Genomic DNA, 23,161 nt, shown 5'->3' on the forward strand with positions numbered 1-23,161 from the left:
TCTAGATGCTCGACGCGCGGTTCGCGGCAAGTCGGCCGGTTACCGCTCGTCGCGTCGACGGCCAGGTGGTTCGGGCAGCGACAGGCGTTTGAGATGCAGCGCGTTGAGGGCGACGATCAGGCTCGATCCCGACATGGCCATCGCCGCGATCTCCGGTCGCATGGTCAGGCCCCACGGTTCGAACACCCCGGCGGCGATCGGCAGCGCGAGGCCGTTGTAGCCGACCGCCCAGGCCAGGTTCTGGTGTTCCTTGCGGACGGTGCCGCGGCCGATGCGCAGCGCGGTCGACACGGTGAACGGGTCCGAACGCATGAGCACGACGTCGGCGGTCTGGATGGCGACGTCGGTGCCCGCACCGATGGCGATGCCCAGATCGGCCCCTGCGAGGGCGGGCGCGTCGTTGACACCGTCGCCCACCATCGCGACCTTCTTGCCCGCCCGCTGCAGCTCGGCGATCCGGTCGGCCTTGTCGCCGGGGAGGACGTCGGCGATCACGGTGTCGATCCCGAGGTCGGTGGCGATGCGTCGCGCGGTCGCGTGGTTGTCGCCGGTCAGCATGACCACGTCCACGCCGAGATCGTGCAGGGCGGCGACCGCGGCTGCAGAGGTGGGCCGCGGGGCGTCGGCGAGGGCGATGACCGCGGCCGCGGTGCCGTCGACGGCGACCAGGACGGCGGTGTGTCCCGAGGCGGCCAGTTCGTCTCGCCGGGTCGCCAGCTCGCCCAGGGTGATGTGCTCCTGGTCGAGCAGCCCGCGATTGCCGACGACGACGCGATGACCGTCGACGGTGGCGATCGCCCCGCGGCCCGGCACGTTCCGGAACTCCGTCGCCGCGAGGGCCGGGGCGTCATGGGTTTTCGCGTAGTCGACGATCGCTTTCGCCAGCGGATGTTCGGACTCGCGTTCCACCGCCGCGGCCAGGGCGAGCATCCGGTCGGTGTCGATGCCGGGTGCCGCCACCACATCGGTGACCTCCGGCGCGCCCTTGGTGAGCGTGCCCGTCTTGTCCATCACCACCACGTCGACACGGGCCGCGTCCTCGAGTGCCGTCGCGTTCTTGAACAGCACACCGCGTTTCGCGCCGAGACCGGTGCCGACGAGGATCGCGGTCGGTGTCGCCAGACCCAGCGCGTCGGGGCAGGTCACCACGACCACGGTGATCGCGAACAGCAGCGCCCGGCTCAGCGAGGCACCCACGAGCAGCCACACCACCAGCGTGGTCAGGCTGCCGACCAGGGCGACCAGGGTCAGCCAGAACGCCGCCCGGTCGGCCAGCCGCTGGCCCGGCGCCTTCGAATTCTGTGCCTGCTGGACGAGTTCCACGATCTGGGCGAGCGCGGTGTCGGAACCGACCTTGGTGGCCCGCACCCGCAGACTGCCGGTGGTGTTGATAGTCGCGCCGATGACCGGGGAACCGGGTTCCTTGTGCACCGGCAGGCTTTCGCCGGTGACCATCGACTCGTCGACCTCGCCGGCGCCGTCGAGCACGGTGCCGTCGACAGCGATCTTGGCGCCGGGGCGCACCAGCAGCACGTCACCGACCGCGACGTCGGCCGTGGGGATCTCGACCTCGTTGCCGTCGCGCAGCACAACGGCTTTCGGCGGCGACAGATCGAGCAGCGTGGAGACCGCGTCGTTGGCGCCGCCGCGCGCCCGCATCTCGAACCAGTGCCCGAGCAGCACGAACGTCGCCAGCATGGTGGAGGCCTCGTAGAACACCTCGCCGCCGCCGGTGAGCGTCACGTACAGCGAGTACAGCCAGCCGGTGCCGATACCGACCGAGACCAGCACCATCATGTCGAGGGTGTGCGCCTTCAGCGCCTGCCACGCGCCGGTGAAGAAGATCGTCGAGGAGTAGAAGATCACCGGCAGGCTCAGGATCAACGTCCACACGTCGATGCGCAGGCCGAACGGGACCGCGAGGTGTAGGCCGAGCATGTGGGTGGCCATCGGCGACCACAGCATCACCAGGGTGGAGAAGATCAGCGCGACCAGGAAGCGGTTGCGCATGTCGCGGGCCATGTCGTCGATGGACATGGCCGCGTCGCCGCCGTGCTGGTGGCCTGCCGTCGCCATGTCGTGGGTGGAGGTGGAGTCGACGTCGTGGTGGCCGTCGTGCACGGCAGGTGGGGTGGTGTCCGCCGGAGGCGCAGGGGCGTGCGCCGACGCCGGAGGCTCGCTCACCGGGTCACACAGGTGGGTGGGCACCGAGCGGCCCGCGCAGTGGTAGCCGCAGTCACGGATCCAGGTGCGCAGGTCGGCGACCGAGGTCAGCGCCGGGTCGTAGGTGACGGTGGCGGTCTGCGCCAGCGGGTTGGCGTCTACGGCGAGGACACCCGGCCGATGTCGCAGCGCCCCGGCGAAGGTCTGCCGGGAGCCCCCGCGATGCAGTCCGCCGACATGCAGGACGGTGGTCGCCGAAGCGGTGGCGGGGTGGTGCGGGTCGGGCATCGACGCTCCTGTCGCCGGTAGAACGCACGACGCGACAGCGCCCCGCGCCTCACGTGGCGACAGTACCCGGCGCGGGTCACGAGACGACCGACGTTGCCGGGTGACCCGCGACCGTCAGAGCGTGACGCCCAGCAGCGCGTCCACAACGTCGCGGACCAGCGCGGGCGCGGCCGGGTCGGCGCCACCATAGGTGAGGGCCTGCGCGGCCCAGTTGTCGATGGCGTCGAGCGCCTTCGGGGTGTCCAGATCGTCGGCCAGGTGCTGACGCAGCCGGGCGACGGTGTCGGCGGCCGACGGGCCGGTGGCCAGGCCTGCGGCTTCGCGCCAGCGGGCCAGCCGGGCCTGGGCCGCGGTGAGGACGTCGTCGGTCCACATCCGGTCCTGGCGGTAGTGCCCGGCGAGCAGGCCCAGGCGGATGGCGGCCGGGTCGACGCCGGAGCGGCGCAGCTTCGACACCAGCACCAGATTGCCCTTGGACTTCGACATCTTCTCGCCGTCGAGACCGATCAGCCCGGCGTGCACGTAGTGGCGGGCGAAGCGGCGGGCGCCGGTGATCGCCTCGGCGTGCGCGGCGGAGTATTCGTGGTGCGGGTAGATCAGGTCCGAGCCGCCGCCCTGGACGTCGAACTCGGTGCCGATACGGTTGAGCGCGATCGCCGCACACTCGATGTGCCAGCCGGGGCGGCCCGCGCCGAACGGCGCCGGCCAGGACGGTTCGCCCGGACGCTCGGCCCGCCACAGCAGCGCGTCGATGATGTCGCGCTTGCCGGGGCGATCGGGGTCACCGCCGCGTTCGGCGAACAGCTCCTCCATGGTGGCCCGGTCGTAGCCGGACTCGTAGCCGAACTGCTCGGTGGCGTCGGCACGAAAGTAGATGTCCGGGTACTCGGCATCGTCGACGATGTAGGCGGCGCCGGCGGCGAGCAGCTTCTGCACCAGCTCCACCACCTCCTCGACGGACTCGATGGCACCGATGTAGTGCTTCGGCGGCAGCACCTGCAGGGCGGCCATGTCCTCGCGGAACAGCTCGATCTCGGAGCTGCCGAGGTCGCGCCAGTCGACGCCGTCGCGGGCGGCGCGCTCGAACAGCGGATCGTCGACGTCGGTGACGTTCTGCACGTAGTGCACGTCGTGGCCCGCGTCGCGCCACAGCCGGTTCACCAGGTCGAACGTCAGGTAGGTGGCGGCGTGCCCGAGGTGGGTGGCGTCGTAGGGAGTGATGCCGCAGACGTACATCTTCGCGGTCGCGCCGGGAGTGACCGGGCGGACCTGGCGGTCGGCGGTGTCGTACAACCGCAACGGCGGCCCTGCTCCGGGGACGGTCGGTAGGGCGATATCGGACCAGGACTGCATGATTCGAGGGTAGAGCCCCCGCCGGGGCGGCCGGTCCGCGGGCCGGTCACGCGGTTGCTCGCGGTGCCGCCCGGACGGCCCGCTACCTGCACACAAACGTGTTCCGGAGGTTTCGTCAAGGGTTGTGTTCAGCCAGATCCGCTGGTCACGGCGGTGGCGGACGAATTGCCGGTCACGACGCCCCTCACCTGCGCACCTGGTTGTCGATACGGGCACTTCGCGATCATTGTCACACATTGCACTTACTTAAACATCCCTATTGCTACCTATGCACAGGTTCGTTTACGGTTGTTTCATGACGGATCGCCTCTACTCGGTGGAACAGGTCGCCGATGTGCTCGGACTGCATGTCCGCACCGTGCGCAGCTATGTCCGCGACGGCAAACTTCCCGCGGCGCGCATCGGCAAGCAGTACCGCATCGCCCACGACGACCTCGAGGCGTTCACCGGCCTGCCGATCACCGCGCCGCGCGCGCCCGAGACCACCGACACGCACGCCGACGCGTCCTGCATCGTCGAGATCGACGCCGTCGACCGCGCCACCGCGGACCGGATCACCACCCTGCTCACCAGTGCGGCGGGCACGCGCGGGCCCGGTGGCAGGCCCCTGCGCGTGGAAACCAGCTACGACCCTGGGCGCTCGCGTCTCAAGGTCATCCTGCTCGGCGGCCTCGCCGACACCGCCCGGCTGCTCGACTACATGGACGGAGTCCTCACCCCATGACCGGCATCTACACCTCCGAGACCGGCCGCCGGTCCATCGCCGCGCGCTACCGCGCCCACCTCGACGCCTGGCCGGTCCCGCACGAGGAGCTCCGGATCCCGACCGCCGCGGGCGAGACATTCGTCGTGGCCTCCGGGCCGGTGGACGCGCCTCCGCTGGTCCTGCTACACGGATCGGGATCCAACGCGAGCGCGTGGCGTGGCGATATCGCAGACTGGTCGACCCGCTACCGCGTCTACGCGGTGGATCTGCCCGGCGAGCCCGGATTCAGCGCGCCCCGCCGATTGGCCTTGACCAGCGACGAGACCGCGAGCTGGTTGACCGAGACCGTCGACGCGCTCGGGCTCACCACGTTCGCCCTCGTCGGGATGTCCCTGGGCGGATGGACCGCGCTGGACTTCGTGCTCCGCAGGCCCGGCCGGGTCGGCGCGCTGGCACTGCTGTGCCCCGGCGGCCTCGGCGGGCAGCGATTCGGGTGGTTGATCAAGGGCATGGCTCTGCGGTTGATCGGCAGGCAGAGCGTGCGCGATTCCGCGCGCCTCGTGCTCGGCATCGACGACGCGGAAGTCCTCGACGAGGTGGAGTCGACCTTCCGGCACTTCTCGCCGCGCACCGGCCGGCTGCCGATCTTCGCCGACACGGACCTGCGCACCGTGGACATCCCGGTGCTGGTCATCGTGGGCGGTCGTGACGTGCTCTTCGATTCGGCGCGCACCGCCGAACGGGCGCGGGCCTGCTTCGCGCGAGGCGAGGTGCGCGTGCTGCCCGAGGTGGGTCACGCGGTGCTCGGACAGACCGCGGAGGTCGAGCGTTTTCTCAGCGCGCACTCCGGCTGAACCGGGTGCGGGGCGACGGCTCGGTGTCGCCGCGCGTCGGGAGCGGCGACACCGAGCTCATCGGAGAATCACGCCTGCAGGTAGCACTGCACGTTGGCGCCGTCGACGTCGGGGCCGAACTGCGGCAGCGCGTAGAAGGAGGCGCCGACCTGATCAGCGGCCTGCACGGTGACGTCGGGCAGCGGGGCACCGGTGTTGCGGTCGGTGGCGGTGCACACGTAGGTCTTCTCGCTCCACCAGCCGCTGGGGAAAGCCTGCGCGGGCGCGGCGACGGCGGCGACAGCGCCGGAGAGCAGCAGCGCGGCGGCGGAGGTGGTGACGATCGATCGGGTCGACATAGATTTCCTCTGATCTTGCGTGGAATGACGAAAGTGCTTGGAGCACACTAGCACCGGCCCCGACCCGGAAAAGCAGCCTCAAGATACCCGACGTCAGCGGATCCGTGGGCCGGAATCGTCGACAGGGTCGTCGAAACGCGTGGCGCCCAGGGCGTACTCGGAGACGCGCAGGCAGACCGGGTCAGGGCCACTCCGGGATCAGAACGCGGGCCAGGGAATCGGGCGCGACGAGTTCGGGATCGGCATCACCGGATGCTCGAGCAGCTCCTTCGTGCGTTCGGTCAGCGCGGCGATCTCGGCGTCGGTGATGTGCTCGGCCAGCGAATCGGCCACGGCGCCGGGCAGGTTCGCGGCGAACGCGGCGATGTCGGTGATCAGTGAGTCGTGCACCGGGCGTCCGGCCCAGCCCCACAGCACCGTGCGCAGTTTCGGCTCGGTGTGCAGGCAGATGCCGTGGTCGACGCCGTACACCTGCCCGTCGACGCCTTCGAGCGCGTGCCCGCCCTTGCGGTCGGCGTTGTTGAGCAGCAGGTCGAGCACCGCCATCCGCTGCAGGCGTGGATCGTCGGCGTGGATCAGCGCCACCTCGTTGCCCTCGCCGTCGAGGGCGCGCAGCACTTCGCAGAACCCGTCGGGCACCGTGCCCGGCCTGCACAGGTCGACCAGGTCCAGGCGCGGCTTGGTCTCGGTGTGGTGGTCGACCGAGGTCACCCAGCGCTGCACCATGCCGGGCCCGAACGGCCCGTCCCGCAACACCGTCTCCGGGATGACACCCCAGCCCAGCTGCTCGGAGATCAGATAGGAGGCGACTTCCCGGCCGGCGAGCGTGCCGTCCGGGAAGTCCCACAGCGGACGTTCCCCGCGCACCGGCTTGTACACCACGCGCAGCGGCGCCCCGTCGGGTTCGGGCGCGGCGATCTCGCACACCAGCGTCAGGTTGCTGGCGACGCCGACCCGGCCGACGATGTCCAGCTCGCCTTCGGTGAGTGCGGTCACCGGATCACTCCTCTTCGAGCTCGGCCGTGCCGAAGATCTCGCCGCGCTTGTAGCCGTTGGTGCGCACGCACATGTGCCCACGCGCGGAGAGCGGTTCACCGCACAGCGGACACGGCGGCCTGCCCGCCGCGATCACCCGCGCCGACCGCAACGCGAATTCGCGGGCCTGGATGGGCGTCAGGAACACCCGCACGGCGTCGGGGCCCTCCTCGGTGTCGTCGAGCACCACCGATTCGTCGACCTCGGTCTCGGTGATCGCCAGCAGTTCCACCACCACGGCGCCCGCGTCGGCGTCCCAGCCCAGACCCATGGTGCCGACCCGGAACTCGGTGTCGATCGGGGTCACCAGCGGCGCGACATCGCGGACGTCCTCGCCCTGCGGCGGCACCTCGGCGCCGAAGCGGCGGGCCACCTCGTCGAGCAGCAGGCCCATCCGGTCGGCGAGCACCTTCACCTGCTGCTTCTCCAGCAGCACGCTGACCACGCGCGGTTCCTGCACGGCCTGCAGGTAGAACGAACGATCGCCCGGCTCACCGACGGTACCGGCGACGAAACGATCGGGGGTGCGAAATACATGGATTGCGCGTGACACATGCACCTCCTGATACGTGACCCTGTTCGACACTCACGAACACCCTCCCTCTAAGGAGAATCGCGGTGTCCCGCATTCCCATTATCCGCGCCCGCGGCATTCGCCACCTCTCCACCGGGAGTCGGCGGCGCGATGACGGCGAGGGCGGACAGGTCGGCGCCGGTGTCGTTGAACTTCCACACCGACGGCCCGACCGGGCTGTACCGGACGACGCTGATCGAGGCGGGTTCCACCGCGATCCGCTGAAAACTGTCCAGATGCAGGCCGAGTGCGTCGGCCAGGATCGATTTGATGATGTCGCCGTGCGCGCAGGCCACCCACAGCACGTCACGGCCGGCCTGCTCGGACAGCCGGCGTTCGGTGTCGCGGACCGCGGCGACCGCACGCTGCTGGACCTGGGCCAGGCCCTCCCCACCGGGGAACACCGCACCGGAGGCGTGCCGTTGCACGACCTTCCACAGCGGTTCGGTGAGCAGTTCGGCCAGCGCACGGCCGGTCCACTCGCCGTAGTCGACCTCGATGAGCCGTTCGTCGTGCTCGGGCTCGAGGCCGAGCTTCTCGGCGAGCGGGGCGACCGTGCGCTGACAACGCAACAACGGTGAGCTGGCGATGTGTTCGATCGGCAGCGTCGCCAGCCGGTCGGCGACCGCCGCGGCCTGCTCGGTACCGCGGTCGGTGAGTTCGACACCGGGAGTGCGGCCGGCCAGGGTCCGCGCGGTGTTCGACGTGGACACTCCGTGCCGGAGCAGGATCACCGTCATGGGACCAGCCTAACCATCAGTGTCCGACGGCTCAGGTCGCCGAGACGACGCCCGCGGCGAGCAGGCCCATCACGACCAGGCCGAGGATGATCCGGTAACCCACGAACCAGTAGAACGAGTGCTTGCCGACGAACTTGAGCAACCAGGCGACCGAGGCGTAGCCGACGACGAACGCGAGAATCGTCGCGACCAGCAGCTGCGCGCCGCTGGCATTGAGGCCCTCACCGGCGGGCTCGAAAGCATCCGGCAGGCTGAACAGGCCCGAGGCGGTGACCGCGGGAATGGCGAGCAGGAACGAGAACCGGACGGCCGCCTCGCGCTCCAAGCCGAGGAACAGACCAGCGGTGGAGGTGGCGCCGGAGCGCGAGACGCCGGGTACCAGCGCCAGGCACTGCGCCAGGCCCATGATCAGGCCGTCGCGGGTGGTCAACTGCTCGATCGGACGGGTCTTGCTGCCGAAATACTCACCGGCGGCGATCACCAGCGCGAACGCGATCAGCATGAACGACACCAGCCACAGATTGCGGGCGCCGGTGCGGATCTCGTCCTTGAACAGGAATCCGAGCACACCGATCGGGATGGTGGCGATGATCACGTACCAGCCGATGCGGTAGTCGAGTTCGCGCTGGGTGTCGCGCTCGTAGGCGTCGCGGGCACTGCGATCCATCACCGGCAGTCTGGTGGTGACCCGGTCGGCGACCGCGACTTCGCGCTGGGACCGTTCGCGCCAGCGCATGCCGAGGGTGGTGAACCACGCGACGATGATCCGCCAGATGTCCTTGGCGAAGTACACCAGGACAGCGGCCTCGGTGCCGAGCTGGGTGACGGCGGTGAACGAGGCGCCCGCGTCGTCGCCGAAGAACACGCCCGAGACGATGCGCAGATGCCCCGAAGAGGAGACCGGCAGGAACTCGGTGAGTCCTTGCACAAGCCCGAGTACCAATGCCTGTATCCAGGTCATCGACTCGCCCACCGCGTCCTCCTGCTAACTAGTGCCCGAAAGACCGCGTCCTCCTGAGCTTTTGCTTCACTTGCGGCCGTATGGGGCCGCGATCCCGCAGCGACCCTACCCGCCCGGCTCCGCCGGTGCCGCCCGCCCACCTAGGGATCTGCTGAGAGTGCGCGACGCCACGGGTCGTCGGCGAAGGCGGCCGAGGGCTGCCCGTTAGGCTGGTCGTCGTGACGAAAACGCGGGCGCGGTGATGGAACAGCGGACGGTGGGACGCAGCGGCCTTCGGGTGTCGCGAATCGGCTTGGCGACCCATACCTGGGGGACCCATACCGACGCCGACGAGGCGTCTGTGCAGTTGGCGGCGTTCACCGAGGCCGGTGGCACGCTCGTCGATCTCTCCCCCGTCTACGGCAACGGCGCGGCGCAGCGGATCCTGGCCGATCTGCTCGGCGATCTGGTCGCGCGCGACGAGCTGGTGCTCAGCGGCAGCGCAGGGGTCGTGCTGCACGCGCCCGGCGCCGGGGTCGGCGATTCCGTCCCGGCACCGGCGGCTACTGGTCCGGTGGTCGACGCGTCGCGGCGGACCCTGCTCGCTCAGCTCGACCGCACGCTGCGCGAGCTCGGCACCGATCACCTCGATATCTGGAGCATCGCCGCCTGGGACCCCTACACCCCGCTCGACGAGGTCGCGGCGACCTTGGAGATCGCGGTCCGGACCGGCCGCACCCGCTATGCGGGAGTGCGCGGGTTCGCGGCCTGGCAGCTGGCCAGTCTGGCGGCCATCGCACCGATCACCGCGGCGCAGACGCCGTACTCGCTGCTTGCGCGGGGCACCGAGTCCGATGTGATCCCGGCCGCCCGCCACCATGGGGTGGGCATCATCGCCTCGGCGCCGCTGGCCGGGGGCATTCTCACCGGCAAGTACCGTGACGGGGTACCCGCGGACTCGCGGGGCGCGGACGAGGCGACCGCCGCCGAGATCCGGCGCAGACTCGACGACGAGCGGGCGACGCGGGTGGTGGACGCGCTGGTCACCGCGGCCGACGGCCTCGGCACCTCGCCGCTGGCGGTGGCACTGGCCTGGATCCGGGACCGGCCCGGCATCGCGAGCATGATCGTCGGTGCCCGTGACATCGGTCAGCTCACCGGCGTGCTGGCCGCCGAGACCCTCGAGTTGCCCCGCGCGATCGCGGCGGCCCTGGACGATGTGAGCGCCCGTTCCGAATGATGGCTAGCCTTACCTTCATGAAACTGCGTGGTGTGCTGACGGCGATGCTCGCGGCGACGGTGCTGACCGGCGCCGTCGCCTGCACCGGGAGCGATACCGCATCGACTGCCACCACCGGCGGCCCGGTGACCGCACAGCTGACCGACCTCGACCCGGTCCCGATCGGCACAGCACCGACGCCGCAGCTACCCGTGACCGCGCGATCCTTCGACGGCAGCGAGGTGACCATCACCGACACCTCGCGGATCATCGCCGTCGACCGCTACGGCACCCTCGCCCAGACCGTGTACGCGCTCGGGCTCGGCGCGAACCTCGTCGGCCGCAGCACCTCCGCGTCCTTCCCCGCCGTCGCGAACGTGCCGAACGTGGCGGGCGGCAACGGCAGCCTGAGTGTCGAAGCCGTGCTCGCGTTGCGCCCGTCGGTGTTCCTCACCGACACGACCAGCGCCGCACCGGCCGTCCGCGAGCAGCTGCGCGCGGCGGGCGTCAACGTCGTCTACTTCGACCCGCAACGCACCATGGACGGCGTGGTCCCGCAGATCGAGGCGGTCGCCGCCGCGCTCGGCGTGCCGGAGGCAGGCACCCGGCTGGGGCAGCGCACCCGCGACGAGATCGCCGCCGCCACGGCCCGGGTGCCGAAGCAGGACCCGCAGCCCAAGATCGCCTTCCTGTACCTGCGCAGCAGCGCGATCACCATGATCGCGGGCCCCGGATCGGGTGCGGACTCGCTGATCACCGCCATCGGCGGGATCGACGCGGGCACCGCGTCCGGGGTGAGCGAACAGTTCACCGCGATCACCAGTGAGGCGATGATCGCCGCGGCGCCCGACGTACTGCTGGTCATGTCGGACGGCCTGACGTCGGTCGGCGGGGTCGACGGACTGGTGAAGGTGCCCGGCATCGCCCAGACGCCCGCCGGACGCAATCACCGGGTGGTCGACATGGCCGACGCGGTGGTGCTCAGCTTCGGCCCCAACACCGGCCGCGTCATCACCGCTCTGGCCGACGCCGTCTACGGCAAGCCCGCATGAGCGATGCGCCCGACCTGACGAAGTCCGCGGACGCCCCGCGGATCGACGACGCGACGCCGGACCCGCTGCCGGACCCGCGGCACCGGACCACCCGGGTGGCCGTCGTCTTCGCCGTCGCGCTGCTCGCCCTGGTGGTACTGGCGCTGGTGTCGGCGGTGCTGGGTCAGGTGCCGACCACCGCGGCCGAGGTGCTGGGCAGCGTCGCGCACCGGATCGGGCTCGATCTGGGTCCGATGACCGCCCATCCGGCCGGTGAGGTGACGCTGTGGGAGGTGCGGTTCCCGCGGGTGATCCTCGCGATCCTGGTCGGGGCCTCGCTGGCGACGGCGGGGGCGTTGTTGCAGGGCGTGTTCGCCAACCCGCTCGCCGAACCCGGCGTGATCGGGGTGTCGGCGGGCGCGGCCGTCGGCGCAGGCACGGTCATCGTCGTCGGCGGTGCGTTCGTCGCGGCCTGGTCGGTGGCCGCGGCCGCGTTCGCCGCCGGACTGCTCACCACCGTGCTCGTGTATCTGCTGTCCCGGTCGGGCGGGCGGACCGAGGTGGTGACCCTGATCCTCACCGGTGTCGCGATCAACGCGTTCGCGGGCGGTCTGATCGCCCTGCTGCTGTTCGTGGCCACCCCCGCCGCACGCGACCAGATCGTGTTCTGGCAGTTGGGCAGTCTCAACGGTGCCACCTGGTCGTCGGTGGCGATCGTGTCCGTCCTCGCCTCGGCCGGTGTGCTCGCCGCCGTCCTGATCGCGCCGCGCCTGGATCTGCTCGCGCTGGGCGACTCCGCGGCCCGGCACCTCGGTGTCGACGTCGAGCGGCTGCGCAGGCAGGTCATCGTGGTGGTGGCCGTGCTGACCGCGGCGGGCGTGGCGTTCAGCGGCATCATCCTGTTCGTCGGGCTGATCGTGCCGCACGTGGTGCGCATGCTGGTCGGGCCGGGCCATCGTGTGCTGGTGCCGCTGAGCGCGATCCTGGGCGCGGTGGTGCTGCTCGGCGCCGATGTCGTCGCGCGCACCCTGGTCGACAATGCCGACCTCCCGCTGGGCATGCTGACCTCGCTCATCGGCGGTCCGTTCTTCTTCTGGCTGCTGCGCCGCACCCGGGCCCGTGCGGGAGGCTGGGGATGACCGATATCCGACCCCACGATCCGGCTGTGGCCACGCCGGTCACTCCCCCGCGTCGCACCCGATCGTGGCGCGGCCTGTTCGCCCGCACACCCGAGGTCCCGAGTCGGCCGGAACGCGGCGCGGTCACCCTGCGCGCGGCCGGTCTGACCGTTCGACGGGGTAGCCGGACCGTTCTCGAGAACGTCGACTTCCAGGTGGCAGCGGGCGAGATCGTCGCCTTGGTCGGCCCGAACGGAGCGGGCAAGTCGAGCCTGCTCGCCGCACTGGCCGGTGAGCTCGAACCCGACTCCGGCACCGTGAAACTCGAAGGCCACGCGCTCTCGCACTGGTCCCCCGCCGAGATGGCCCGCCGCCGTGCGGTACTGCCGCAATCGCACGCGGTCGGATTCCCGTTCACCGCGCGCGAGGTCGTCGCGATGGGTCGCGCACCGTGGCTGCACACGACCGCCGCCGACAACGATGCCGAATTGATCACCGCCGCACTGGCGGCCACCGACGTCAGTCACCTGGCCACCCGGATCTTCCCGTCCCTGTCCGGCGGCGAACGCGCCAGGGTCGCGCTGGCGCGAGTCCTCGCCCAGGACACCGCCACCCTCCTGCTCGACGAGCCGACCGCCGCGCTCGATCTCGGCCACCAGGAGGCCGTCCTGCGCCTGGCCGCGACCCGTGCGTCCGAGGGCGCGGCCGTGGTGGTCGTCGTCCACGATCTCGGTGTCGCCGCCGCCTACGCCGACCGGGTCACCGTGCTCGACGCGGGTCGCGTCGCCGCCGACGGCCCACCGCGCACGGTCCTCACCCCCGAACTGCTCACCGAGGTCTACCGCCACCCGGTCGATGTCTTCGACCACCCGATCACCGGCGCCCAACTCGTCCTCCCCGAGCGCGGCCACCACTGATCCGGGTTAGTTATTGACCTCTAGGTATAAAACGTCTACGGTCGAATCATGGCCAGACCGCGCAACTTCGACGCCGACACGGTGATCGATCGCGCCATGGACCAGTTCTGGTCCCACGGCTACGCCAACACCTCCCCTGCCCAGCTCGCCGATGTCACCGGCATCGGAAAAGGCAGTCTCTACAACACCTTCGGCAGTAAGCGCGCCCTGTTCGATCAAGCGCTCGAGCGCTACGGACGGCAGGGCGTGGCCATGGCCGAGGACTACATGTCCCGACCAGGTTCCACCCGCGACTGCGTGCGCGCTTATCTGCGGGCTGCCGTGGATCTCGACTTCACCACCCCGATCCGGCGCGGCTGCCTGGCGGTCAACACCGCGGCCGAGTTCGGCGGCCAGGACCCCGCGATCACCGAAACCTTACGTGGCATCGAGCGCCGCATCGTCGCGACGTTGACCGCCCGCATCGACCAGGGCCGCCGCGACGGTGACGTCGATGCCGGCATCGACCCGGCCGCGGTCGCTGCACTGCTGTTCACCACCAGCGCCGGCCTGCGCATCATGGCCAAGACCAACGACACCCCGGAGCTCTACCGCCTCGTCGACGTCGCGCTGACCGTCCTCTGAATTCCCACTCCGCCATCGAGCGGCATCCGCCTGTCCATATTTTTGACCTGCAGTTCAAGAAAAGTACTTCCATGGATCTCGCACTCACCGGCAAGACCGCCGTCGTCACCGGCGCCTCCCGCGGCATCGGTCTCGCCGTCGCCGAAGCCTTCGCCGAGGCAGGTGTCCGCGTCGTCGGCGCGGCCCGCACCATCACCCCGGAACTCGACAAAGTCTCGGCCGCTACCGTTTCGGCCGACCTCAGCACGCTTGCGGGCGCGGTCTCGGTCATCGAGACCGCCCTCGAGACACTCGGTGGGATCGACATCCTGGTCAACAATGTCGGCGGCGGCGACCCGGAGTGGCTCGGCCTGGACGGCTTCCTCCACAGCACCGACGACCAGTGGCGCCACTACCTCGACCTCAACCTGTTCAGTGCGATCTGGGCCACCCGCGCCGCCTTGCCCAGCCTCCTCGACCGGCGCGGCACCATCGTCAACGTGTCCTCGATCAACGCCCACGTCCCCAACTCGGGCCCGGTCGGCTACAGCGAGGCCAAGGCCGCGCTGTCGTCCTTCGGCAAGCGCCTCAGCGAAGAGTTCGGCCCCCGAGGGGTGCGAGTCAACACCGTCTCCCCCGGCCCGGTCGGCACCCGGATCTGGCGTGACGAGCACCGCATCGGCGCCAAACTGGCCTCCGTCCAGGGCGTCTCACAAGAACAGTTTCTCGACGCGCTGCCGACCCAGTTCGACATCGCCTCGCGCCGCATCACCGAACCCGAGGAAGTCGCCGCCCTGATCGCGTTCATCGCCTCCGGCAACGCCACCAATATCGTCGGCGCCGACTTCGTCATCGACGGCGGCATCATCAAGACCACCTGACCCCGCCCCGGCGCCAGCACTCACCGAGTCCTGGCGCCGGGTTCACAGTTCGCACGCTCGAAGCCACTCGCAGGCAAGGGTGATGTCCTCCGCGGTCATCGCGTGACCGACGGGCAGCACGCGATGGGTCACCGGTGCACCTGCCCGCCGCAGCCGTTCGGCCAATCGCCGACCGTCGCCGGATGACCTGCGGTCGTCGTTCGCGCCGTCGACGATCAGCACCGGCGTGCGATCCGACCGATAGCGAGCATCGTCGGTGAACGGCGACAGCGGCCGGAACAGAATCGCCCCCGCCAGCAACCCGGGGTGGGCCATCAGTAGCGCCGTGGCCATGATCGCGCCGTTGGAGAACCCGACCACGACCGGCGGCCGGGTGAAACCGAGCCGGGCGCACGATGTTTCGATGAACTCCGCCAGCACCGGCACCCGGGCATCCAGGTCCGCCTCGTCGACCCGGCGATCCGGAAATCGACGGAAGAACGCGTATCCACCTTGCGTGACGACGGTTCCGCGGACGCCAAGCCTCGCAGCTCCCGGCGCGATGTCCTCCGCCCACGGCAGCAGATCGGCTTCGGTGCCGTCCGAGCCGTGGAACAGGACGAGCGGAGCACGAGCGGTGTCGGTACCGGCGAGGAATCGGTAGGCATGCGACGGTTTCGGCACGGCACCATCCAAACACCCGCAGGAAGGTGCCGGCGAGATAGTGGTCAGCGCCAGATGATCTTGAGTAAGGCTGGGGTGAGGACCATGCGGATGATCGTCGCGTCGATGATGAGTGCCACGATCATGCCGTAGGCGATGTACTTCATCAGGACCAGATCGGAGAATCCGAAGGCGCCGGTGACCACGATGAGAATCGCCGCCGCCGAGGTGATCACGCCGCCGGTGTGGGCGACGCCGTAGCGGATGGATTCGGTGGCGTCGGCGCCCGATGCCCGTTTCTCGGCGATCCGTGACAGCAGGAACACCTCGTAGTCGGTCGACAATCCGAAGATCACGGTGACGATCAACGCCACCACCGCGAACATCAGCGGGCCGGGGGTGAACTGGAAGGTCCCCGACCCGTGTCCCTCCACGAAGATCCAGGTCAGCACGCCCAGCGTCGAGACCAGACTGAGCGCGCTCATCGCGACAGCCTTCACGGCCAGGATCACCGACCGGAAGGCGATCACCATCATCGCCAGCGCGGCCGCCATCAGGATCGCCAGCAGCAGTGGCAGTCCGTCGATGAGTCCGTTGATGCTGTCTCGCTCCAATGCCGGGATACCGGCGACCATGATCTGCACGCCCGGCGGCTCGGGCAGGGCCCGCAGGGTGTCGATCACCTGGTCGGCGTCGCGCTTGTCGCCGAGCCCGGCCGAGAGCACGTTGACGCCGTCCTTGGTCGGCGCGGCGGGCTCGAACCGGCCGGTGAGCCCGGGCACCTGGTTGGCCTCGTAGCGGATGTCGCTGAGCTGTTGCGGTGTCGCGTTCACCACGACCAGCTTCAGCGGTTCGGTGCGGAATCCGGGGAAGAGCTGGTCGAAGTCTTCCTGCGCGACGCGCGCCGGATTGTCCGCGGCCAGATACTTCTCGCTGATCCCACCGAACTCGATATGCCGCAACGGAATGCTCAATGCCAGCAGGCCGAGCACGATCGGGATGACGACCGCCCACGGCCGCCGCATCGCCCACTGGGCCAGCCGGGAGAAGAACCCGGCATCGATCTCGGCCTCGGTCTTGCTGCGGGAGAACCGTTTCCAGCCCAGCCAGTCGATGCGCCTGCCCGCGATGCTCAGCGCGGCGGGCAGTGCCGTCACCGACAGCAGCGCCGCCAGCATCACCGCGGAGATGCCGCCGTAGGGCACCGACCGCAGGACGCCGTTGGGAAAGATGAACAGCGCGCCGAGGCTGATCGCGATGATGGCGGCCGAGAACAGCACGGTACGGCCCGCGGTCGCGACTGTGCGCGCGGTCGCCTCCTCCACGCTGCGGCCCGCCGCCAGCTCCTCCCGGAACCTGGTGACGGTGAAGAGCCCGTAGTCGATCGCCAAGCCCAGGCTGACTAGCGTCATCACCGCGCTGGCGAACACGTTGACCTCGATATGGGCGGTGAGCAACCGCAGGATGCCGGAGGTGCCCAGGACGGTGAGCCCGCCGATCATCACCGGCAGCAGCGCCCCGATCACCCCGCCGAACACGAAATACAGCAGGATCGCCACGATGGGCAGCGCGATGATCTCCGCGCGCCGGATGTCGTGCTGCATCCCGATATTGATGCCTTCGACCACCGGCTGCAGCCCGGCCAGCTGCACGGTCGTGCCGCCCGGTCCGGCACCGGGAACGTCGGCGTTCAGATGCGGCTTCAGAGCCAGATAGTTGTTGACGGTGGCCGTTCCGCCGCCGCCGGCCAGGCCGATGCTGGCGAACGCGTGCTGCTTGGTGGGATCGGAGGCGTTCGCCGAGAACGGACTGTCCCAATAGCTGTCGATCTTGTGGATGCGCTCGCCGTAGCGCGCGCGCAGGTCCGCGAGCGCGGCGACGACGGGCCCGCGCACCGCGGGATCGTCGACGGTGGTGCCCGGCGGCGCGGTGTAGATGACGATCAAATCGCCGTCGGTGTCCCGGCCGAAGATGTCGTCGGCCAGCTTCGACGCCGCCACCGACTCGCTGGACTCGTCGAACCAGCCCTCCTGGGTGTAGCGGCCCGCCATATCGCGGCCGAACCAGCCGGAGACGAGCACCGTCAGGACGAACAATCCGAGCACGAGGTAGCAGTGGCGGTGGACGAATCGGCCCCACCGCATCGAACGCGATTCCCGCATCGTCAGCCGCAGGCGGCGGTGCGGTAGTCGGCCGAGCGCAGAATGCCGCACAGATCGGTGCGCGAGATCTTCCACTTCCCGTCGAGCAGCACGAAATGCACGATGGTGGTGCGGATATTGGTGCCCGAACCGTCCTTGTCCAGGCGCATGGTGGCGGTCAGGGTGCCGTCACGATTGTCGAAGACCGGGTCGACGACGCCGTACACCGCGTGCGGATTGTCCCGCAGCGCCTTGTACATGTCGGGGATCGCGTCCTTGAACGCGGCGCCGTCCTCGATCAGATCGGTGCGTTCGACATCGGGCAGGTTCGGATCGAGCGCGCGTTTGATCTGCGCGTCGAGTTCCGCGGCGCTCGGCAGCGGCACGTTGGCCTTGCTCGACGAAACCGCGATGGAGGCGGACAGGGAGGCGTTGGCCGAAGACCGTGCGGCGTCGACCGAGGCCTCGTCGGTGCCCCCACCGCAGGCGGTGAGAGCGACGAGGGCCGTGAGGCAGGCGGTGGCCGCAGCGGCCCTGGCGAAAAATGTGGAAGACATCACCATCTACATACCATCAATGACCGCGCTGATCCGGCCCAGGATGCTGCGCATCGTGGTGGTGTCCCGCGGCGCGGCCGTCCGGACCGGGATCGCGTCGTGGATCAGGTCGCGCACGAACGCGGTGACGCTGCGTTCGTCGCAGAGATCGATATCGGTGACCTGAGCCTGCGCGACGGCGACCACATCGTCGGTGCCGGGCACTGCTTCGCCCAGGTCGGGCCGGTAGATCTGCACCGTGAGGGTGGCGCGACGGGTGCGGAAGGTGAAGGGGCGGCCGTCGTCGGTGGTGCCGAAACCGTGGGCGAAGGGGCCGACGGAGATGTCATCGATGCCGAAACCCGCGGTTGTCCGGTCGGTCATCGCGCTGATCTCCTGCCGTTCGCCGGTGACGGATTGTCGACATGTCAACAGTAACCCGGGTCACCGACAGGCCCGACGCGCGCCACCCGGTCGGAGCTACCGGTGAGTCATCATGGTCAGATGGTGATCAGCGGTCACCTCGTGAGATTAGGAGTTCGGTGCATGCGCCCTCGCGGCTCGGTCGCCTCAGCGCTGGTCGGCGCGGCGGCACTGGTATTGCTGACCGGATGCGCCGGTGAGGACGGCGCCCCGGATGTGCCGACCAGGGAACCCGCCACCGCGGCCGTCTCCCCCGCCACCGCTACCGCCCCGGCGGGACAGGTCGTCCCCGCCACCGCGACGAAAGCGTTGCTGGCCGAACGCGAGACCGGTCGCCTCGCCGCGCTCGACACCGCGGGCACCACACTCTCGCTGATCGACCCCGCCGCGCCCGCCACCGCACGGACTGTCGCCCTGCCCGCCGCGGGCGCCGCGCTCGCCCAGGGCACGCCGGGCGAAGTGCTCGTCGCGGCGCCGAACCGCGTGCTGCGGGTGGACGCGACCGCGGGCACCATCACCGAGGTCGCCGTCGACGGTGACGTGCACAGTGTGCAAACACGCACCGACGGCAATCTGGTGATCGGCACGGCCGATGGCAAGGTGGTCGAACTGCGGCCCGACGGCAGCGTCGCGCGCACCGTCACCGGCCTGGTCTCGGCCGACGCGATCGCCCTGACCGGCGAGAACATCACCGTCCTCGACCGCAAGCAGACCGCCGTCGTCAGCGTGCGCGACGACGCGCTCGGGCTGATGCTGCGCGCGGGCGACGGCGCGGCCAACGCGATCGCCGACCCGGAGGGACGGATCATCGTCACCGATACCGCGGGCGGCGAACTGCTGGTCTACTCGGCCGGGCCGCTCGTGCTGCGGCAGCGATTCCCGGTAGCATCATCGCCTTACGCGCTCGCCTACGATCCGCGGTCCAGCACGGTGTGGGTGACCTGCACGCAGAGCAACGAGGTCGTCGGCTACGACCTGTCGACCGGGATCGGTGTCGAGGTGGGACGATTCCCGACCCTGCGCCAGCCCGACGCGGTGACCGTCGACCCCCGCACCGGCGACTTGTTCGTGGCCTCGGCCGCGGGCGACGGTCTGCAGCGGATCGGCGCGGACGAGCGGAAGAGAGGGCAGTGATGGCCGCCAGATCTTGCGGTGCGCGCTCGGCGATACCGCCGAGCTGGGAAACCAGCAACGACGACTACGAATACGTGCCCCTGCGTCTGCCACCGGAGGTCAATCGGGTCACCGCCTCGATGCGGCTGGCCATCCAGGCCGAATTCGGTGGCTGGGAGTTGTCGCGCGTGCGTGCCTACACCGACGGCAGCCGCCGGGTGTTGTTGCGCCGCCGCAAGAATGCCGTCCTGCCTGTGCCCGAGCCCGGAATGTGAGCCGACCCATGTACGCCCTGCTACTACGCCTGATGTTCCTGATCCCGCCGGAGCGGGTGCACCACCTGGTGTTCTCGGCCCTGCGGTTCGCCACCTGGTTCCCGCCGACCCGCTGGTTGGCACGCAAGCTCACCGTCGTCGACGATCCGATCCTGGCGACCACCGCCTTCGGCGTCGACTTCCCCGCCCCGCTCGGGCTGGCCGCCGGTTTCGACAAGAACGCCGACGGCGCGAACACCTGGGGCTCGCTCGGGTTCGGTTTCGCCGAGATCGGCACCGTCACCGCGCACGCGCAGCCGGGTAACCCGGCGCCGCGCCTGTTCCGGCTGCCGGCCGACCACGGCCTGATCAACCGGATGGGCTTCAACAACCACGGCGCCGCTGCGGCCGCCGCCCGCTTGCACGGCGCGCACCCCACGGTCCCGATCGGCGCGAACATCGGCAAGACGAAGGTCACCGAGCCCGAGGCCGCGGCAGGCGATTACGCCACCAGCGCCCGGCTGCTCGGCCCGCTCGCCGATTTCGTGGTCGTCAACGTCTCCTCCCCCAACACCCCCGGGCTGCGAGACCTGCAGGCGGTCGAATCGCTGCGCCCGATCCTGCAGGCCGTGCTGGACAGCGTCCGCGTCCCGGTGCTGGTGAAGATCGCCCCCGACCTGTCCGACGACGACATCGACGCCGTCGCCGACCTCGCCGTCGAGCTGGGCCTGGCCGGCATCGTCGCCACCAACACCACCATCCGCCGTGACGGCCTGGCGACTCCCGCCGCCGAGGTCGAGGCGATGGGCGCGGGCGGCCTGTCCGGTGCGCCGGTCGCCGAGCGGTCCCTGGAAGTCCTGCGCCGCCTCTACGCCCGCGTCGGCGACCGGCTGGTGCTGATCTCGGTGGGCGGTATCGAGACCCCCGAGCAGGCCTGGGCCCGCATCCTGGCCGGCGCCACCCTGCTGCAGGGCTACACCGGTTTCATCTACGGCGGCCCGTTCTGGACCACCCGGATCCACCGCGGTATCGCCGCCAACCTGCGTGCGGGTGGCTTCCGCTCGCTGGCCGACGCGGTCGGCGCCGAGCACCGCACGCCGTCGGCCTGAGGATCTATCCGTAGTACGCCCGTGGTGCCCGGTCGTCGCGTCCGCCCAGCAGACGCGTCGGCCGGAGCCGGCTCGGGAAGTGCGCGGGCGCCGGGGGGTCGTGCACGGAATCGCCGTCGTCACGGGCGCGCTCGTCGACGCGTTTGGCGAGCTTGATCAGCGCCTGCTGCCAGATGATCCCGAGCACGTCCGCGCGGGCGCTGATCTCGGCGTGCGCGAGGCGATCGTGGGCGGCCGCGAGGTCGCTGACGAGTTCGTCGAGTTCCATCCCCGCCCACGCCTGCTCCCTGGTGACGGTGAACTCGGGCAGCCAGCTCAACCGCCAGGTATCGGGTCCGACGCGTTGCGCGAATTCCGGCGTGCGGTCGCTGCGCAGCGTGTCGTCGGTGCTGTGAATAGTCATCGCGGACCTGCCTTCCCCGGCCGGGAGTCGCACCCTCCGAGAGTCTGGCGGGGCATGCGCTCCCCGTATCCCAGTGTGGCATTTGCCTTTTGTCGCGGTCAATTGCCATTGTAGAGAGGTAATTGCCGCAAACCGGGCGCGGCAAACCCGGCATTGTGGCGATCGCAGTGCGGCGTCCGCCGCCTCGCCGAGGCGCTCGGGCCGCCGTCAGGTCATGGGAGGCAGCATGCCGATGGTCCCCCAGGATGCTCGCGTCGCCGCCATTCGCAGCATCCTGACCAGGCTGGGCAAGTACTCGGGCCTGAGCGCGGAACGGCTGCGGCACACCGAGATCGACGCTGCGCCCCTGCTCGAGCTGCTGTCGGTGCGCCGACACGCCCGGCGGACCGGGGACAGTCCGGAAGCGTCGATTCTGCCGGTGGTGCGCGAAGTCGCGCAGTGGCTGCCCCCGACCGACCGGCTGATCGTGGACGCCGCGCTCTCGCTCGGTCTGTTTCGTGACCGCCCCGGCGTCGGTATCGATGTCGAACGCCTGTATGCGGACAACCTCGGCGAACGTCGAGAGGCCTTGACCGAGCAGTGGGTCGCGCTGCACACCCAGCTCGACGTCGACCCGGTCCCCGAGACCCCGACCGTCAAACGCCTGCGCACGGTGTCCGAGCACGGCGCCTTCACCGCCCTGGCCGGCCTGCTGGCCACCGACTCCGGCTATCCCATGGCCGGACCGGCGGCCGGTCAGCCCGCGGAGGCGGTGCCTGCGCCGCGCGGTGTCGTGACCGTCCTCGGCGACGCGGTCATCGACCACCTCTACCGGGTGGACGCGTTTCCCGCCCCCGACGGCGCGTCCAACGGCAGTTTCACCGGGCATCCCGGCGGCAAGGGCCTCAACCGGGCCGTCGCCGCCGCGCGCCTCGGTATCGACGTGCATCTGGTCTCCGCGGTCGGCGGCGACGAATACGGCCGCCGGATCCTGGAATTCATCGAGGCCGAACGGGTCCGGCTGGACCTGATCAAGGTGGTCCCGTTCGCACCGTCACTGGTGACGGCGGTGGTGCTGACACCCAACGGCGAATCCCGCATGATCGGCTGCCGCGACAGCCGGGTCCAGCTCCAGGACGAGGACGTGCACCGCCCCGAGCTGCGGTCCGCGCTGGAAGCCTCCGACGTGGTGATCCTCAGCTTCGAGCCGCCGCCGGCGATCATCGAACAGGTGCTGTCGGTGGTGGCCCGGATGCATCCCAAACCGCCGGTCATCGTGTGCCCGACGCCGTCGATGGCGGTGCCGCAGGGCCTCTACCAGTATCTGGGCGTGGTCGACTACCTCGTCGGCACCGCGGGCCAGCTGGCCGCGCTGCTGCCCGATGTCCCCACCGAGTCCGCCGACGACATCGCGCGGCTGCTGCGCGGCCTCGGTGTCGGCACCGTGTGCACGGTCGAGAACTTCCGGTGCGCGGTCTCTTCCGACACGGTGGAGACCGTCGTCGACCACTTTCCGCAGGTGCTCAAGGCGTCGGTGGGTGCCGCGGCGGCCTTCACCGCTGCCCTCGCGTACCGGCTCGTCAATGCCCGAACCCCGCTGGTCGCAGCCGATTACGTATGGACGACGGCCGCGATGATCCCGACGCAGAAACTCGGCGCGGTGGCGGTCTCGATGCCGAGCGTCGACGAGATCGACCGCATCGTCCGGCTGTACGCGGCCCCTGGACCGGACCAGGGGTAAAGTCGCGGCGTTCATCTCGCACGCCCAGTCCGACGCCGGCGGTCGCGCCGCCCTGTTCCC

24 protein-coding genes are annotated in these 23,161 nt (G+C 70.1%); 12 read left to right on the top strand and 12 right to left on the bottom strand.

Annotation, left to right across the window (positions count from 1 at the left end; all coding sequences use genetic code 11):
- Positions 1 to 39: 39 nt before the first annotated feature.
- The gene (locus tag NV348_RS33790) at positions 40 to 2,451 is read right to left on the bottom strand and encodes a heavy metal translocating P-type ATPase (protein WP_447150542.1); all 2,412 of its coding nucleotides are present in this window, start codon (positions 2,449 to 2,451) and stop codon (positions 40 to 42) included.
- Positions 2,452 to 2,565: 114 nt separating this feature from the next.
- Positions 2,566 to 3,804: a cysteine--1-D-myo-inosityl 2-amino-2-deoxy-alpha-D-glucopyranoside ligase gene (mshC, locus tag NV348_RS33795; protein WP_447150543.1), complete on the bottom strand. Its 1,239-nt coding sequence runs from the start codon at positions 3,802 to 3,804 to the stop codon at positions 2,566 to 2,568.
- Between the two features lie 295 nt (positions 3,805 to 4,099).
- On the opposite strand from mshC, the gene NV348_RS33800 reads away from it, so the two are divergent.
- Together NV348_RS33800 and NV348_RS33805 are read left to right on the top strand one after the other, a co-directional pair.
- Entirely contained in the window at positions 4,100 to 4,528 is a 429-nt protein-coding gene (locus NV348_RS33800; protein WP_447150544.1) for a helix-turn-helix domain-containing protein, read from the top strand.
- Complete coding sequence (locus NV348_RS33805) at positions 4,525 to 5,364, top strand: alpha/beta fold hydrolase (protein WP_447150545.1); 840 nt, start codon at positions 4,525 to 4,527, stop codon at positions 5,362 to 5,364. Before NV348_RS33800 ends, NV348_RS33805 begins: the two co-directional genes overlap by 4 nt.
- 68 nt (positions 5,365 to 5,432) lie before the next feature.
- On the opposite strand, the gene NV348_RS33810 is transcribed toward NV348_RS33805, so the two are convergent.
- The 5 genes from NV348_RS33810 to NV348_RS33830 form a co-directional block, all read right to left on the bottom strand.
- Positions 5,433 to 5,702, bottom strand: a complete 270-nt coding sequence (locus NV348_RS33810; protein WP_447150546.1) for a hypothetical protein — start codon at positions 5,700 to 5,702, stop codon at positions 5,433 to 5,435.
- 198 nt (positions 5,703 to 5,900) lie between these two features.
- The gene (locus NV348_RS33815) at positions 5,901 to 6,698 is read right to left on the bottom strand and encodes an SCO1664 family protein (RefSeq protein WP_447150547.1); all 798 of its coding nucleotides are present in this window, start codon (positions 6,696 to 6,698) and stop codon (positions 5,901 to 5,903) included.
- A gap of 4 nt (positions 6,699 to 6,702) precedes the next feature.
- Positions 6,703 to 7,290: a DUF3090 domain-containing protein gene (locus tag NV348_RS33820; RefSeq protein ID WP_447150548.1), complete on the bottom strand. Its 588-nt coding sequence runs from the start codon at positions 7,288 to 7,290 to the stop codon at positions 6,703 to 6,705.
- 50 nt (positions 7,291 to 7,340) lie between these two features.
- The gene (locus NV348_RS33825) at positions 7,341 to 8,051 is read right to left on the bottom strand and encodes a histidine phosphatase family protein (protein WP_447150549.1); all 711 of its coding nucleotides are present in this window, start codon (positions 8,049 to 8,051) and stop codon (positions 7,341 to 7,343) included.
- A 31-nt stretch (positions 8,052 to 8,082) separates the two neighbouring features.
- Positions 8,083 to 9,024, bottom strand: a complete 942-nt coding sequence (locus tag NV348_RS33830) for an undecaprenyl-diphosphate phosphatase (RefSeq protein WP_447150550.1) — start codon at positions 9,022 to 9,024, stop codon at positions 8,083 to 8,085.
- Between the two features lie 229 nt (positions 9,025 to 9,253).
- Between NV348_RS33830 and NV348_RS33835 the strand changes: the two genes are divergently transcribed.
- The 6 genes from NV348_RS33835 (at position 9,254) to NV348_RS33860 (ending at position 14,760) form a co-directional block, all read left to right on the top strand.
- Positions 9,254 to 10,231: an aldo/keto reductase gene (locus tag NV348_RS33835; protein WP_447150551.1), complete on the top strand. Its 978-nt coding sequence runs from the start codon at positions 9,254 to 9,256 to the stop codon at positions 10,229 to 10,231.
- Between the two features lie 17 nt (positions 10,232 to 10,248).
- Positions 10,249 to 11,262, top strand: a complete 1,014-nt coding sequence (locus NV348_RS33840) for a heme/hemin ABC transporter substrate-binding protein (protein WP_447150552.1) — start codon at positions 10,249 to 10,251, stop codon at positions 11,260 to 11,262.
- A complete protein-coding gene (locus NV348_RS33845) occupies positions 11,259 to 12,380 on the top strand; it encodes a FecCD family ABC transporter permease (protein WP_447150553.1) in 1,122 nt (373 codons plus the stop codon). The genes NV348_RS33840 and NV348_RS33845 overlap by 4 nt, the downstream gene beginning before the upstream one ends.
- Positions 12,377 to 13,276, top strand: a complete 900-nt coding sequence (locus tag NV348_RS33850) for a heme ABC transporter ATP-binding protein (RefSeq protein WP_447150554.1) — start codon at positions 12,377 to 12,379, stop codon at positions 13,274 to 13,276. Before NV348_RS33845 ends, NV348_RS33850 begins: the two co-directional genes overlap by 4 nt.
- Before the next feature lie 48 nt (positions 13,277 to 13,324).
- Positions 13,325 to 13,900: a TetR/AcrR family transcriptional regulator gene (locus NV348_RS33855; protein WP_447150555.1), complete on the top strand. Its 576-nt coding sequence runs from the start codon at positions 13,325 to 13,327 to the stop codon at positions 13,898 to 13,900.
- Between the two features lie 71 nt (positions 13,901 to 13,971).
- Positions 13,972 to 14,760 carry an SDR family oxidoreductase gene (locus NV348_RS33860; protein ID WP_447150556.1) on the top strand — a complete coding sequence of 263 codons (789 nt, stop codon included), beginning with the start codon at positions 13,972 to 13,974 and terminating at the stop codon, positions 14,758 to 14,760.
- Positions 14,761 to 14,802: 42 nt separating this feature from the next.
- On the opposite strand, the gene NV348_RS33865 is transcribed toward NV348_RS33860, so the two are convergent.
- Genes NV348_RS33865 through NV348_RS33880 form a run of 4 tightly spaced genes read right to left on the bottom strand, consistent with a single transcriptional unit; the run spans position 14,803 to position 18,463 of the window.
- Positions 14,803 to 15,423: an alpha/beta hydrolase gene (locus NV348_RS33865; protein WP_447150557.1), complete on the bottom strand. Its 621-nt coding sequence runs from the start codon at positions 15,421 to 15,423 to the stop codon at positions 14,803 to 14,805.
- A gap of 44 nt (positions 15,424 to 15,467) precedes the next feature.
- Entirely contained in the window at positions 15,468 to 17,546 is a 2,079-nt protein-coding gene (locus tag NV348_RS33870) for an MMPL family transporter (RefSeq protein ID WP_447150558.1), read from the bottom strand.
- Positions 17,547 to 17,566: 20 nt separating this feature from the next.
- Positions 17,567 to 18,100, bottom strand: coding sequence for a WKL family lipoprotein (locus tag NV348_RS33875; RefSeq protein ID WP_255588263.1), 534 nt, complete (start codon positions 18,098 to 18,100; stop codon positions 17,567 to 17,569).
- 6 nt (positions 18,101 to 18,106) lie between these two features.
- On the bottom strand, positions 18,107 to 18,463 hold the full coding sequence (locus NV348_RS33880; protein WP_447150559.1) for a hypothetical protein: 357 nt from the start codon (positions 18,461 to 18,463) through the stop codon (positions 18,107 to 18,109).
- A 162-nt stretch (positions 18,464 to 18,625) separates the two neighbouring features.
- Between NV348_RS33880 and NV348_RS33885 the strand changes: the two genes are divergently transcribed.
- The 3 genes from NV348_RS33885 to NV348_RS33895 are packed head-to-tail and all read left to right on the top strand — an operon-like array spanning position 18,626 to position 20,978.
- On the top strand, positions 18,626 to 19,636 hold the full coding sequence (locus NV348_RS33885) for a YncE family protein (RefSeq protein ID WP_447150560.1): 1,011 nt from the start codon (positions 18,626 to 18,628) through the stop codon (positions 19,634 to 19,636).
- Positions 19,636 to 19,890, top strand: a complete 255-nt coding sequence (locus NV348_RS33890; RefSeq protein WP_447150561.1) for a DUF5703 family protein — start codon at positions 19,636 to 19,638, stop codon at positions 19,888 to 19,890. Before NV348_RS33885 ends, NV348_RS33890 begins: the two co-directional genes overlap by 1 nt.
- 8 nt (positions 19,891 to 19,898) lie before the next feature.
- Complete coding sequence (locus tag NV348_RS33895) at positions 19,899 to 20,978, top strand: quinone-dependent dihydroorotate dehydrogenase (RefSeq protein WP_447151209.1); 1,080 nt, start codon at positions 19,899 to 19,901, stop codon at positions 20,976 to 20,978.
- 4 nt (positions 20,979 to 20,982) lie between these two features.
- On the opposite strand, the gene NV348_RS33900 is transcribed toward NV348_RS33895, so the two are convergent.
- Positions 20,983 to 21,381 carry a hypothetical protein gene (locus NV348_RS33900; RefSeq protein ID WP_447150562.1) on the bottom strand — a complete coding sequence of 133 codons (399 nt, stop codon included), beginning with the start codon at positions 21,379 to 21,381 and terminating at the stop codon, positions 20,983 to 20,985.
- A gap of 226 nt (positions 21,382 to 21,607) precedes the next feature.
- Between NV348_RS33900 and NV348_RS33905 the strand changes: the two genes are divergently transcribed.
- Positions 21,608 to 23,101, top strand: coding sequence for a PfkB family carbohydrate kinase (locus tag NV348_RS33905; protein WP_447150563.1), 1,494 nt, complete (start codon positions 21,608 to 21,610; stop codon positions 23,099 to 23,101).
- The last annotated feature ends 60 nt before the right edge of the window (positions 23,102 to 23,161 follow it).

The organism is Nocardia fodinahabitans, from assembly GCF_052983615.1.

Excerpts from the sequence above, each read along its gene's own strand:
- NV348_RS33840 (WP_447150552.1), top strand. The coding sequence starts at position 10,249 with ATGAAACTGCGTGGTGTGCTGACGGCGATGCTCGCGGCGACGGTGCTG.
- NV348_RS33855 (WP_447150555.1), top strand. The coding sequence starts at position 13,325 with ATGGCCAGACCGCGCAACTTCGACGCCGACACGGTGATCGATCGCGCC.
- NV348_RS33895 (WP_447151209.1), top strand. The coding sequence starts at position 19,899 with ATGTACGCCCTGCTACTACGCCTGATGTTCCTGATCCCGCCGGAGCGG.
- NV348_RS33850 (WP_447150554.1), top strand. The coding sequence starts at position 12,377 with ATGACCGATATCCGACCCCACGATCCGGCTGTGGCCACGCCGGTCACT.
- NV348_RS33885 (WP_447150560.1), top strand. The coding sequence starts at position 18,626 with ATGCGCCCTCGCGGCTCGGTCGCCTCAGCGCTGGTCGGCGCGGCGGCA.
- mshC (WP_447150543.1), bottom strand. The coding sequence starts at position 3,804 with ATGCAGTCCTGGTCCGATATCGCCCTACCGACCGTCCCCGGAGCAGGG.
- NV348_RS33905 (WP_447150563.1), top strand. The coding sequence starts at position 21,608 with ATGCCGATGGTCCCCCAGGATGCTCGCGTCGCCGCCATTCGCAGCATC.
- NV348_RS33790 (WP_447150542.1), bottom strand. The coding sequence starts at position 2,451 with ATGCCCGACCCGCACCACCCCGCCACCGCTTCGGCGACCACCGTCCTG.
- NV348_RS33880 (WP_447150559.1), bottom strand. The coding sequence starts at position 18,463 with ATGACCGACCGGACAACCGCGGGTTTCGGCATCGATGACATCTCCGTC.
- NV348_RS33800 (WP_447150544.1), top strand. The coding sequence starts at position 4,100 with ATGACGGATCGCCTCTACTCGGTGGAACAGGTCGCCGATGTGCTCGGA.
- NV348_RS33810 (WP_447150546.1), bottom strand. The coding sequence starts at position 5,702 with ATGTCGACCCGATCGATCGTCACCACCTCCGCCGCCGCGCTGCTGCTC.
- NV348_RS33900 (WP_447150562.1), bottom strand. The coding sequence starts at position 21,381 with ATGACTATTCACAGCACCGACGACACGCTGCGCAGCGACCGCACGCCG.
- NV348_RS33805 (WP_447150545.1), top strand. The coding sequence starts at position 4,525 with ATGACCGGCATCTACACCTCCGAGACCGGCCGCCGGTCCATCGCCGCG.
- NV348_RS33870 (WP_447150558.1), bottom strand. The coding sequence starts at position 17,546 with ATGCGGTGGGGCCGATTCGTCCACCGCCACTGCTACCTCGTGCTCGGA.
- NV348_RS33835 (WP_447150551.1), top strand. The coding sequence starts at position 9,254 with ATGGAACAGCGGACGGTGGGACGCAGCGGCCTTCGGGTGTCGCGAATC.
- NV348_RS33825 (WP_447150549.1), bottom strand. The coding sequence starts at position 8,051 with ATGACGGTGATCCTGCTCCGGCACGGAGTGTCCACGTCGAACACCGCG.
- NV348_RS33890 (WP_447150561.1), top strand. The coding sequence starts at position 19,636 with ATGGCCGCCAGATCTTGCGGTGCGCGCTCGGCGATACCGCCGAGCTGG.
- NV348_RS33875 (WP_255588263.1), bottom strand. The coding sequence starts at position 18,100 with ATGTCTTCCACATTTTTCGCCAGGGCCGCTGCGGCCACCGCCTGCCTC.
- NV348_RS33845 (WP_447150553.1), top strand. The coding sequence starts at position 11,259 with ATGAGCGATGCGCCCGACCTGACGAAGTCCGCGGACGCCCCGCGGATC.
- NV348_RS33860 (WP_447150556.1), top strand. The coding sequence starts at position 13,972 with ATGGATCTCGCACTCACCGGCAAGACCGCCGTCGTCACCGGCGCCTCC.